A 12608-nucleotide genomic window follows, 5' to 3' on the forward strand; every position below is an offset into this window, starting at 1 on the left:
CTCTAAAGAGTCACAAATATCAAAGTTAACGCAAAACTATTTTTTCTTTTTAGCTTTAAAGTTTTCTACTATTGCAACAAAGCAAGGTACTACAAATAAAGTTAATAGTGAAGCTCCAAGTAATCCATATCCAAGGGACATTGCCATAGGCATTAGATATTCATCATAGCCTCCCCAACCATAAATCATCGGTATTACCCCCGCAACAGTAGTAACTGTTGTTAATATAATCGGTCGTAGTCGACTGACGGCGCCTTCGACAATGCAGTCCATGCAAGCTTCATTTGTTTTTTTACTTATTTTTTTGATTTGGCTAACCATTACAAGCGAATCATTAACAACAACACCTGCTAGTCCTACAAACCCAACTAATGCTTGGAATGTTAAAGGTTTTCCATGTAAAGCAAAAGCAAGAATCACAGGGATTAAACTTAAGGGAATGGCTGTCATTACTAGTAACGGTTCAACTACAGAACCAAACCCAAGTATTAGAATGAAATAAATGCTTATTATCGCAATTAGGAAGAGTTTACCGATGTCCACGAAAGAATCCATGGTTGCTTTTCCTTCACCTTTGAATTCAAAGGTCACACTTGGATATTTTTCAGCGAGGGTAGTGTCGGTGAATTTTTTCACTGTTGTCATAACTTCTAATGGAGTTGTTTTCCCTTTAATTGTATCTCCTTGAATTTTGATTGATCCTAATCTGTCATAACGAGCTATGCTTGGAACACTGTTTTGAGGTATTAGCGTTGCAAAGTTTTTAATACGGATTAGCTTGCCTTCTCTGTTTGGAACAGGCAAATCTAGCAGGTCGTTGCTGTCTTTTCTAAACTCTGGTGCTAGTTTAACGATAAGGTTTACATCATCATTGCCTTCTCTAATCGAGGTGATTGTTGTGCCAGAAAAAGCAGTTCTTAGGGTTGAGGCAACGCTGTAAATATCTAAGACTAACATACTTATTTTTGCATTATCTATGTTTAGTCTTAGTTCTTCCTTGCCGTCTTCGACATCGTCTTCTATTTCTGTTGTTCCATCAATATTTTTTATAAACAATAAGAGTTCGTTAGCAGCTAAATTCCTTTGCTCTTTATCGTTTGCTAGGAGCTGAATAGAGATAGGTTTTCCCGATTGGGGTCCACGGGATTGTGTTTCTATAATGACTTTTTCAAATCCTCCGATGTATGGTTTGATGTCTTTTTGTAATTGAACTATTATTTCTTGTGCTGTTCTATTTCTTTGGTTCAAAGGTGTTAAATAAACGTATAAAATTGCACGATGTGGGTCTGTTCCAAGATTAGACCAATAAATAGAGGAGTCATAACCAACTCTTCCAGAGGAAGAGTCCAGTTCTTGTTGAGGCAGAGAGGCAATTATTTTTTCAATAGGATTAACCATTTCTAGTGTTTTTTCTAAAGGAGTTCCAATCGGTGCTTGGAATCTAACTGTGAATTCGGTGGCTCCATTTTTCTCTGCGAAATAAAACGGAATGTATGTTTTGGCGTACCAGATAGATCCAACAAACATTAAAAAGATGAGGAAGAGGAATTTATATTTATTATCAAGAACTTTGATTAATAATTTTCTATAAACTTTTTCTAAGAAAATCATGAATTTCTTCTTGCTGACAATTTTTTCTTGTTTATTTTCGTTATCACTAAGATAACTTGGGAGAACAAATAAAGATTCAAATAAGGATGCTGATAGCACTAGAATCACCACCGCTGGTATTGCGTAAATAAATTTACCCATGATTCCTGGCAAGAAAATAAGCGGAAGAAAGGCAACAATAGTTGTAATTGTAGAAAAACTAACAGGAAAGGCAATATCATAGACAGCGTCCACCATGTCTTTTATCGTTTTCTTGCCTTCTTCTTTAGCTTTGTGGATATTCTCAGCAACTATAATGGCATCATCAACCAACATTCCTAGAACAAGAATTAATCCTCCTAGGCTAAGCGCATTGATGGTGAGACCAACTTTTTTGAAAAACAGAAAAGCTAGTAAAAAGGAGAAGGGGATACCAAAAGATGTCCAAACTGCAGTTTTGAAATCTAGGAATATCCAAAGCAAAGCAAAGACCATAACCATCCCCATTAAGCCGTTGGAGATAACCATTTGAAGTCTATTTTTTGTATATTGAGACATGTCGTTACTAAGTGAATAGGAAGTTCCTTCTTCCCAATTTGTTTCGTCTAAAACCTTTTTTATTCTTTTGATAGTTTTGAGAATATCCGCACTTTCTTTTTTGTGGATACATAAAGCAATAGAGTCATTGTTGTTGCTTCGCACATATAAATCTTGCTTTTTGTAATCCTTAACAACATTGGCAACATCTTTTATTTTTAAGTTATTACCAGAAAAATTTGACCTAATAATAATGTTTTTTATATCATTAGTAGTTTTTAGTTCTTTTACCGTGATGACACTTTTTTCTTTAGGTTTAGTTTCTAATGTTCCTCCAGAAAGTCTTACATTGTTTGCGTTGATTACGCCTAATAGTTCAGTTATTGATGTTTCTGTTGATTTTAGTTTAGTAGGATCCACCTCAACCCTTAATTCCTTGTCCCTGTATCCAACTTTGCTGATTTTGCTTACACCAGGCGTTCTTTTTAGTTTAAGCTCTAGCTTATCTGCCATTTTGCGCAGTACGTCTTCGTTATCGCCTTGTAGGTTTATTTCAATAATAGGGAACATACTAGTTTTGATTTCTAAAATACTTGGGCGCTTGAGGATATCTTTTGGTAGATCACTAACTCTGTCTACTGTTTTCTCTATGTCTCTTTTAACATCATAAGCATCTCGTTCACTTATATTGCTGTCTATGGCCACAATGACTTGAGAAAGACCTTCTTGGCTAATGGAGGAAATGCTTTCTATGCCCTCTATTTCTTCCAGTGCATCTTCAATTATCATTGTGACATTAAGTTCGACGTCAGATGGGGCTGAGCCTGGATAGATAGTTGTTATGACAAGTTGGTTAATGTCTATATTGGGGATGCCTTCTTTTTGGATAGTAAAAACAGTGAGTAATCCAGCTAAAAAAATGATGATAACTAATAAGTGTACAAGTAGTTTTCTTTGTAGAAAAAAGTCTATAAGGTATTTCATGTTTAGCTCCCTATCAATTTATTTATTTTATCTAATAAGCTGTCATTAATGCTTGCTATTGATGCCTTGAGCTTAGCAATTGCGATGATTTTGTTTAGATGATCTATTTTGCTTTGAGTATATTTTTGTCTAAAATCAGATAAGCTATAGAGGGCTGTTTTCCCTTGAGAAAATCTTTTTGTTTCAATCTCCAGAATAGCTTTGGAGTTTTCTGCGATTTGATTAGCATTTTTTTCTATCTTTTGCAGGTTAGCTAGGTTTAACAGATTATTATTGTACTGAGTCTTTAAGGCTTTTTCTATTTTAAGAATTTCTTGCTTTGTAGATTCTATATTAGATAAAATAACTTTTGTTTGGCCATCGGTGCTATTAGTGCCAAGTGAGGTTGAAAATATTGCACCTGCAGTATATTCAGACTTAGTTAAGTCAAAGAATGATTCTTGAGAGCTATCAGTGTTTTTGTAGCGGGCAATTTCGCCATAGATAGATAAATCTGGCATGGTTTCTCTATTTATTTTTTCTAAGTCCAGCTCGTATTGAGCAAGTGTTTTTTCGAAAGTAGAAATTATTCTTAGTTTGGGAAGTGTTTTCATTGGTTCTTCTTGGCAAAAACTTTCGCATATTTCAGGACGCTTTGGAAGGTTTTCCCATTTCATTTCAGCCACAAAATTGTCACCCATTTTTTGATAGATTGTTGAGGCTAGGGCGTTCCATGCGTAGAGCGTGTCATTCAGCGCATTGCGATAAATAAGTACGGCATTTTCTGCTTGAAGTAAGTCTGTTTTTAATGCTGCATCATTGCGATATTTTTCTTTCACTTCTTCGTGTAGGTTGGTTGCATTTTTATAACTTATATTTAAAGGTTCCAAGGCAAGAGTTAGTGAGAGCCAATCATAGTATAAATTGAGAGAATCAAGGAAATATTTTTCTTCTGCTTCTTTGATGGATAGTTCAATTATTTCTTTTTGGATGTTTAATCTTTTAAGTGGCATGTTGCTGTAGACGCCCATATTATCTTTTAAAAGAGGTTGAGTTGCCCTAAGGGTTAAGGAAGGATTGATTTGAGAAAGATTCCTAGTAGACATTTTGGAGCTATTATCAACTCTAACATACGTTAGACTGAGATTGGTCCCAGTGTCTTCTAGTTTTTTTGTAACTCCTAAACTGCCAACTATCGTATTAATGTTTTCTAGTTTAGATGGAACAGAAGGCTGTTCTTCTTGGTTAGTATATTGAAGCGAAGCTGATAGTCTTGGGTCGTACATAGCTTGCAATGATTGTAGCGAACCTTCAATGCTTTGTGCATTAAGAAAGAGTTGCATGTAGGCAGGGTCATTTTGGGTTATTTTTAGCAAATAATCTTTGAGTGATAGGTCAGACGAGAAGGTAAAACATCCGAGAAGTAGTAGTGTTGTGATTTTGATTTTATTCATTAATTTTCTCCTTTGGTGGTAATGATCCATATAAAAAAATATTTATTGTTTCTATTAGTTCTTCTTCTAATGGTTGTTTTCCTAAGATATAAGATTTTATAAATAAGTAGGAAAAAACAGACATAAAAAAGCTCAAGAGCAGGGATTTAGGGTTTGTTTTTTTGATTTTACCCTCATCAATAAAACTTTGGATTTTATCAAGCAGCGTGGTTGAGTTGTTTTTGATTCTTTCAGTGAGCAATAGTTGAAAATAATTTCCTTTAAATTCTAAAAAATCAATCATGCGTAGTTTCATCGTATCTATATCAAAGGCCGACAGAAAGGTTATCGAAAGTTTTTTGAACAATATTTCTGGTTCACTTTCTTCTTTAAGCATAAGGCTTAATTCTTCGAAAAAAACATCAAAAGGGATTGCTTGATTCAATACTTCTTTGAATAAATCTTCCTTACTTATGAAACAGGAATAAATCCCGCCTTGTGAAACGCCGCAAGTATTTGTAATGTCGCGCATGCTTGTTCCGTGGAATCCTCTGTCTAGAAATCTTTTTTTAGCTGCAATCAGAATAGTTTCTTTAGTTCCCATTATTTCTCCATGGCGAGCGTTCGCTCTCGGAAGATTTTACGTCTTAAGATTTTTAAAATCAAGCAAGATTTTGTCAGCGTATATTGATAATTTATGTTATTATCATTGCGATATGGGAAAATAGATAGGAGAAGAAGATGTCATTATCTGTAAGCATTTTGATGTTGGTTGCTTATACGGTTATCGGGTATGTAGCATCTTTTAAATTATCTTTTAAGTATTTTAAAAAACTGCAATTTTTTATCTTTAATTTGGTTATGTCTCCTTATATTTTCTTGAATATTTTTAATTATTTAACTATTGATTTCTTTTTTGCTAATTATTGGATAATTATTGCACAGAGTTGGTTTATATTCTTGGCTATAATAACTTTTCGTTATGTGAAATCCAAACGAGGTAATGTTGATTTTAATATGCTAGCTTTTCAAAATGCTGGATTTTTGACTTTGCCAATCATTGCCGCTATGCCAAATAGCGAGCATCTCAAGGTTTTATTGTTTATGTATATGATTGGATTTAACCTATCAGTTTTCTCTATCGGAGCTATGGTGTTAAGCGAGAAGAGAAATTATCGAGGGATGTTCAATTTGCCTTTTTTTGCGAGTGTCCTTCCCATAATTTTAGTTTTTATAGGCTTTGGCGGGGTTAAAATGCCAGCTTTATTACTGCTAGAGGATTTTCTTGGATTGCTTCTTATTCCTGGTGCTTTGTTTTTCTTTGGCGGGGTAATTAGACATAGCATGATTGGGAAAAAATCAGTTTTCAGCGGTGACATGCTTAGAATAATTTTAATCAAGTATTTGTTTTTTCCTGCGACAACATTGTTATTAATATACTTTTTTAAGTTTGATAAACTAGTTGCAATTCTTTTAATTATTCAAAGTTTGATGCCACCTGCAGTGAATTTGATATTGCTCCCGAGTTCAGACGAGGATAAAGATCAAATGAGCGCACAGATGGGGTTTTTGTATATTGTTTTTATGATTGGAGCATTGGCTTTTGCAGTGTGTCAGCTGTAGTCCGATTGCTTTTTTGACATTTAATATTATCTATTAATTTCTTTTGATGTTTTTATTTTTATTAAATGGGAATAGTAAATGTGATAGTAAGCAAAAGCTTAAAAGTATTTTGTCTGGGGTTTGACAATTAATAGTGAATAAAATAAAGGAATAGGTGTGATGAGTTTTAAAATAATAGCGATGAACAATAGCAAGAAGCTTGTATCTTTATCTGATTTGCCACAACCAATTTCGATTAAAGATGTTCATCAAGGAGTAGCAGGTTTATTGAGAGTTGCACAAGAAAGAATAACACAGAAAGTCCAAGGTATTAAGAATGGTAACAATGAGAAGATAGCAATTAATCAAGCCGGAGCAATAGCGGTTGAATGCGGAGCGGGTGTTTTGCTTGAAATAAAGAATGCTGATACTGGTACTAAGATAAAATTTAAGAATATTTCAGAAGTTTTTAAATATCTTTTAGCAGAAGACAACAACTCACCAGAAAAAATTAATGACATGTTATTGGTTGCAAGGTTTGCAAATGCTACATGGAAGGCAGGTCAACCTTTGCGAGGTCTGCAAAGGATGCAAAAATCTAATTATATTCCAGCTTCTATGCTTTCAACAGAAGAGCTTGAAAAAGATTTTGTGCAGATTAAAGCAGCTACTAAGTGTTTGTATGAGGAGATGTTAGCTAGAGCAGGCGGGGAAGAGGCATTAAACAAACTGTCTGCTGAGAATCAATTGGAAATTTTAAAAGAAATGATGCAGGACTTAGGCTTTGCTAAGAAAATTGGGGAACATTTAAATAATCAGTATTACTTAGGGATTGGAGCAACACCTCCTCAGTTTCTAGATGATGTGCCTGGTCCAGGTAAAGTGAACCAGATGATAGAGGACGAGGCAGTTAGGGTATATCTGCAGTTTGAGCTCGACAAGGCCTTGTCGACACTGAAGGAGGTGACTCCTGACGATTTAAGGCAGTTGCAGTGGTTAGGAAATAGAGTAATCGAGGGACATATGGGGCAATATCGAACAGATGGGATTAGACCTTATTTTGTGCATCAGATTCATCTATTGCGAGTGATGCATGAATTTTTTGGAGTACATAGCCCATTATTAGCAAAAATCCTTTTATTACACGATACTCGTGAAGATAGACCAGATGCTTATAAAGATATTAAGGTAGAGATTGAAAAAATGGCTGCTGAAACAGAACCTACTGCCGATAATATTCAGTTTGGAAAAATTAGGCTGGGAGTAAGGATTTTAACAAATGATTATGATGATCCAGAAATGGTGCAATATTTAGCAAGGTTAAGTGACCCTAGAATTGCTTTTAATAAAGATGCAGTAGATTATAAAAGCGATAAACCAGTGGGTTATTATGTTAATTATACTGATAATGATATTACATTGTTTCAGTTAGCAAAAGTTATCGATATAGTTGGCAATGGAGTTGATAGTCAATCGACTACTCCAGATTTTATACTAAAAACAAGAGCAAAAATCGATAAATATAGAGCAGGGTTTATTGATAATTCAACTTATTTAGATCAAGGATATAAAGGGAAGTTTAATTTGTTTTATAGATTATTTGTTAAAGGTTTAGCGGGAACCTAGTTGTTATTAACACTGAACTTCAAAGTCCTTAAACCCACTGTAGTATTTGACGACTCGTGGTTTTAGAAAACGTGGGATTAATAGATTTGCATAGTAAAGTAGCTTATTTTTAGTGCCAGGTATAATTATAACTTTCTTTTTCATCATATTTTTATAGGTTATTCTGGCAACATCCTCTGCTGTCATTTTAATTTTATTATGAGACTTAAATTTGTAGTTAGCACGTTTTCCAAAGTTGCTTTCAGTGGGACCAGGGCAGAGACAACTAACCTTTATTCCTAGACAACGGACTTCTTCGTTAAGTGCTTCCGAGAAACTCACCACATAAGCTTTGCTAGCGAAGTAAGTATCCATGAATGGTCCAGGGTAGAAAGCTGCCATGGAGCCAACATTTAATATTTGCCCTGATTTTTTTTGTATCATAGCAGGCAGAAATAGCTTTGTGAGATGAGTTAGTGCTGTGATGTTGAGTGTGATTAATTCTAGGTCTGTTTGTGTGTCTGTATGAGCAAAGAACCCATAGTTACCAAATCCGGCATTGTTCACCAGAATGTTAATTTCTAGGTTTTGTTTTTCACATTCTTGAAATAGTTGGTTTGCAGAATCAGTTAAGGTCAAATCTTGAGCAATAGTTATTACTTCTACTGGATACTGTTTCCTTATTTGTTTGGCAGTTTCTTCTAGTGTTTCTTTTTTTCTAGATACAAGAATTAGATTATGCCCATGTCTAGCAAACTCATAGGCCAGAGCAAGTCCTATGCCACAAGATCCGCCAGTAATTAATGTGTAGTTTTTATTGTCCATCAGCTCTGATTGTACAACTTTTATCCTTCTTGTTTCAACTTATAATAAACATTTTATTTTTGCCACTCTCTTTTAGGAGAGGGACAGGGGGAGAGGTCTTGACAATGATTTTTTAAAGTATTATTATATACCCCATAAACCCTATAGGGATTATGTAAATAATGACACGACATCTAACTCCCTCTTAAGAGGTAGAATAAGAGAAATAAACTATAAAGGAGAAAGAAAAATGACAAAAGACAAACAGTTAAACCCAGAAACAATTCTTATACATGGAGGACAAGAGGCTGATTCTACTACCGGGGCTAGAGCCGTTCCTATTTATCAGACAACATCTTATCAGTTTAAGAGCACTGACCATGCAGCAAATTTATTTGGGTTAAAAGAGTTTGGAAACATTTATACTAGACTAATGAACCCAACTTCTGATGTTTTTGAAAAGAGAGTTGAGCAGTTAGAGGGTGGAGTAGGGGCCTTAGCTGTTGCCTCTGGTTCCTCGGCAATAACCTTAGCTATTCTTAACCTTGCTCAAGCTGGCGATGAGATTATTTCTTTGGATAATCTCTACGGTGGTACATATACATTATTTCATTACACTTTTGCTAAACTGGGTATTAAAGTGGTATTTATTGATTCTGCTACACCAGAGAAGATAACGCAGGCAATTACAGCAAAGACAAAGGCAATTTATGCAGAAAGTATTGGTAACCCAAAAAATAATGTGACAGATTTAGAGTTAATTGCAAAGATTGCTCACGATAACAAATTGCCCTTTATTGTGGATAACACAGTTACTCCATATCTACTTCGTCCATTTGATTTTGGTGCAGACATAATTGTATATTCTGCAACCAAGTTTATTGGCGGACATGGTACATCTTTAGGCGGAGTGATTGTTGATTCTGGAAAATTTGATTGGACTGTAAAAGAATACGGAAAAAGTAAATTTCCATTGATTGCGGATCCTGATCCTAGTTACCATGGGATAAATTTTGTAGATGCTATGAAACCATTAGGAAACATAGCTTACATTATTAAAGCGAGGGTAGTCTTATTAAGAGATCTTGGTCCAGCGCTTTCTCCTTTTAATTCGTTTTTATTTCTTCAAGGATTAGAAACGCTTCATTTAAGAATGGCTAGGCATTGTGAAAATGCCTTAAAAGTTGCGGAGTATTTGCAAGGACATAAGAAAGTTGTTTGGGTTAATTATCCAGGTCTTTCTTCCAGCCCAGAGAAGCCTAAAGTGAAGAAGTATTTACCAAAAGGCGCAGGAGCTATTCTTGGATTTGGTATAAAAGGAGGATTAGAATCTGGCAAAAATTTTATTAATTCCTTAAAACTTGTTTCACATCTTGCGAATATTGGTGATGCCAAAACTTTAGCTATCCACCCTGCGAGCACAACGCATCAGCAGTTATCGGAAGCTGAGCAGTTAGCGACTGGTGTTTCTCAGGATTACATCAGGCTATCTATTGGAATTGAACATATTGATGATATTTTGGCTGATATTGAACAAGCATTGGAAAGTATCTAACAAAGATTAAAACAGACCTCTGTCTTATTTGGTAGGAGGTGTTTTAAATAGAAAGGAATATGTCATGAGTAAAATTTACAAAAACATTTCAGAAACAATAGGAAGAACACCACTTGTTAGATTGAATAGAATGACGGAAGGTTTAAACGCTGAGGTTTTAGTTAAGCTAGAATCGTTTAATCCACTTTCAAGTGTTAAAGACAGGCTAGGTGTTGCAATGATAGAGTCTGCCGAGAAAAAGGGGTTAATTAATAAAGACACTGTTCTAATTGAGCCAACCAGCGGCAATACTGGTATTGCACTAGCTTTTATTTCTGCTTCAAGAGGGTATAGGCTTATTTTGACTATGCCAGAAACAATGAGCATGGAACGCAGGCAATTACTGAAGATTTTTGGTGCGGAACTTATTCTTACTGAGGGTTCTAAGGGTATGAAAGGTGCCATTGATAAGGCAAATGAATTGAATAAAGAGATTCCTAATAGTTTGGTCTTACATCAATTTGATAATCCAGCAAATCCAGAGATACATCGGCTTACTACAGCAGAAGAAATATGGAGAGACACAGATGGAACAGTCGATTATTTTGTGGCTGGAGTTGGAACTGGAGGAACGATTACTGGCGTAGGTGAAACTCTAAAGAAAAAGAATTCTGCTGTGAAAATAGTTGCTGTGGAGCCTATAGAATCTTCAGTTCTTTCTGGTGGTAAGCCTGGACCACACAAGATTCAGGGGCTTGGCGCTGGGTTTGTCCCTTCTATTTATAAGGCTAAGTTTACAGATGAAATAATTAAAGTAGACGCTCAAGTGGCTGGAGAAACTTCAAGACAGCTAGCAAGACAAGAAGGAATTTTGGTAGGTATTTCCAGTGGGGCCGCGTTATGGGCAGCGCTAGAAGTAGCTAAAAGACCTGAGGCTAAAGGTAAGGTTATTGTTGTAGTGTTGCCTGATACAGGAGAGAGATACCTTTCTACTTGGTTGTTTCAAGAGGAAGCATCCGCATGAACGTAACGGTTAATGGAGAACTAAAGTCTATTAAAAAGGGAAGTTACATTAGTGGATTATTGTCTGCTTTTTCTATTAAACCTGAGGCAGTCGTTGTAGAACTTAATCTTAAAATAATTAGTAAAGAGCTTTGGGATACAACTATTCTGAAAGAGAACGATAAGGTAGAAATTGTTAGGTTTGTTGGTGGAGGATGACACTCCCCCTAGCCCCCTACTTCGACAAGCTCTGCACAAGTCTCAAGAGGGAGAAAAGTAAAGTTAAAGGTGAAAAGTTCATTAACCCCTCTCATTTAGGAGAGGGTGGCGTAAAGACAATATTTTATCAGTTTTCGGCGAGTTAAGCTGGGTGAGACTTAAAGGAGATATTTTGAAAAACATATTTGAAGAAGGATTATTGCGGTATTTATCAAGAGAGCAATTAGAGAAAATTCAGAGCACCAAGATTGGGATAGCTGGTGTGGGTGGACTCGGCTCTAATATCGCACAGATATTAGTTAGAACTGGATTTGTCGATTTTGAGATAATTGATGATGATATTGTTGATTCTAGCAATCTGAATCGACAGAATTATTTTATAGACGAGATAGGTCTAGCTAAAGTAGTCACGACAGCTCGAAGATTGCAGAAAATAAATCCTGCGGTGAAGGTTAATGTTATTAACGTTAGGTTAACAAAAGATAATCTCCAAAATTTTTTTCAAGATAGAGATGTTTTATTTGAGGCGTTTGATAATACAGAATCGAAGATAATGTTTTTGGAGTTTTTTGGTAACACAGAGAAGCTTCTTATCTTTGGTAATGGGATGTCTGGAGTAGTTGGTGAAGAAATTAAAATAAGAAAAATGAGAGATAATTTATTTATTGTTGGTGACGGTATTACAGAGGTGGGAAAAAACAATCCTCCATTGGCGCATAGGGTTATGACTTGTGCATCTTTAATGGCATCAATTGCTATAGAAAGGAATTTAGCGTGAAGATATCGTTTAAAGGAGATTATGCATTGAAGGCACTGCTTTATTTAGCTATTTCTTATGGCGTAAAAGATGTCATAAGGTTGCAAGAGCTGTCTGGAGAGCTGGATATACCCCATAAGTTTTTGGAGACAGTTATGTCGGATTTGCTAAAAGGTGGGTTTGTGAAGAGTAAGCGAGGTAAAAATGGTGGTTATTATTTAGACCAACACCCTGCTCAGATTATTTTAGGAGATGTTGTTCGTTATGTGGATGGACCGATTGAGCCAATAGCTTGTGTGGATAGTTGCTATAAAGATTGTAAGGATGTAGACCATTGTGCTCTTAGAATAATTTGGCAAAAGGCAACAAAGGCTGTTTCAGATATTGTAGATAACGTTACATTGCAAGATTTAGTAGAAAAATCTAGGAAAAGAAAAGCTATTCTAGATTATTCTATTTAATTAGTGTTTTATGCTAATTAATTATGGTCGGGGTAGCCAGATTTGAACTGACGACCACACGCCCCCCAGACGTGTGCGCTACCGGGCTGCGCTATACCCCG

Annotated in this window: 11 protein-coding genes and 1 tRNA gene; 7 read left to right on the top strand and 5 right to left on the bottom strand. The window is 35.5% G+C overall.

The window, feature by feature from the left end; all coding sequences use genetic code 11:
• Positions 1 to 36: 36 nt before the first annotated feature.
• Genes PHF25_01540 through PHF25_01550 form a run of 3 tightly spaced genes read right to left on the bottom strand, consistent with a single transcriptional unit; the run spans position 37 to position 5127 of the window.
• Positions 37 to 3111, bottom strand: a complete 3075-nt coding sequence (locus PHF25_01540) for an efflux RND transporter permease subunit (GenBank protein MDD4526702.1) — start codon at positions 3109 to 3111, stop codon at positions 37 to 39.
• A gap of 2 nt (positions 3112 to 3113) precedes the next feature.
• Entirely contained in the window at positions 3114 to 4544 is a 1431-nt protein-coding gene (locus PHF25_01545; protein MDD4526703.1) for a TolC family protein, read from the bottom strand.
• Positions 4537 to 5127, bottom strand: a complete 591-nt coding sequence (locus PHF25_01550; GenBank protein MDD4526704.1) for a TetR/AcrR family transcriptional regulator — start codon at positions 5125 to 5127, stop codon at positions 4537 to 4539. Before PHF25_01550 ends, PHF25_01545 begins: the two co-directional genes overlap by 8 nt.
• A gap of 137 nt (positions 5128 to 5264) precedes the next feature.
• On the opposite strand from PHF25_01550, the gene PHF25_01555 reads away from it, so the two are divergent.
• The gene (locus tag PHF25_01555; GenBank protein MDD4526705.1) at positions 5265 to 6146 is read left to right on the top strand and encodes a hypothetical protein; all 882 of its coding nucleotides are present in this window, start codon (positions 5265 to 5267) and stop codon (positions 6144 to 6146) included.
• 159 nt (positions 6147 to 6305) lie between these two features.
• A complete protein-coding gene (locus PHF25_01560) occupies positions 6306 to 7751 on the top strand; it encodes a hypothetical protein (protein MDD4526706.1) in 1446 nt (481 codons plus the stop codon).
• A 6-nt stretch (positions 7752 to 7757) separates the two neighbouring features.
• On the opposite strand, the gene PHF25_01565 is transcribed toward PHF25_01560, so the two are convergent.
• Positions 7758 to 8555, bottom strand: coding sequence for an SDR family oxidoreductase (locus PHF25_01565; GenBank protein ID MDD4526707.1), 798 nt, complete (start codon positions 8553 to 8555; stop codon positions 7758 to 7760).
• Positions 8556 to 8784: 229 nt separating this feature from the next.
• On the opposite strand from PHF25_01565, the gene PHF25_01570 reads away from it, so the two are divergent.
• The 5 genes from PHF25_01570 (at position 8785) to PHF25_01590 (ending at position 12507) form a co-directional block, all read left to right on the top strand.
• A complete protein-coding gene (locus PHF25_01570; protein ID MDD4526708.1) occupies positions 8785 to 10089 on the top strand; it encodes an O-acetylhomoserine aminocarboxypropyltransferase/cysteine synthase in 1305 nt (434 codons plus the stop codon).
• A 64-nt stretch (positions 10090 to 10153) separates the two neighbouring features.
• Positions 10154 to 11092, top strand: a complete 939-nt coding sequence (cysK, locus tag PHF25_01575) for a cysteine synthase A (GenBank protein MDD4526709.1) — start codon at positions 10154 to 10156, stop codon at positions 11090 to 11092.
• Positions 11089 to 11289, top strand: coding sequence for a sulfur carrier protein ThiS (thiS, locus tag PHF25_01580; GenBank protein MDD4526710.1), 201 nt, complete (start codon positions 11089 to 11091; stop codon positions 11287 to 11289). The genes cysK and thiS overlap by 4 nt, the downstream gene beginning before the upstream one ends.
• A gap of 172 nt (positions 11290 to 11461) precedes the next feature.
• Positions 11462 to 12067 carry a sulfur carrier protein ThiS adenylyltransferase ThiF gene (thiF, locus tag PHF25_01585; GenBank protein MDD4526711.1) on the top strand — a complete coding sequence of 202 codons (606 nt, stop codon included), beginning with the start codon at positions 11462 to 11464 and terminating at the stop codon, positions 12065 to 12067.
• A complete protein-coding gene (locus tag PHF25_01590) occupies positions 12064 to 12507 on the top strand; it encodes an Rrf2 family transcriptional regulator (GenBank protein MDD4526712.1) in 444 nt (147 codons plus the stop codon). The genes thiF and PHF25_01590 overlap by 4 nt, the downstream gene beginning before the upstream one ends.
• Positions 12508 to 12531: 24 nt before the next feature.
• Here PHF25_01590 and PHF25_01595 read toward each other — a convergent pair.
• Positions 12532 to 12608 (bottom strand) — tRNA-Pro (locus tag PHF25_01595).

This window comes from Candidatus Margulisiibacteriota bacterium (genome assembly GCA_028706105.1).
In the GTDB taxonomy this organism is placed as follows: domain Bacteria; phylum Margulisbacteria; class Riflemargulisbacteria; order GWF2-35-9; family DYQY01; genus DYQY01.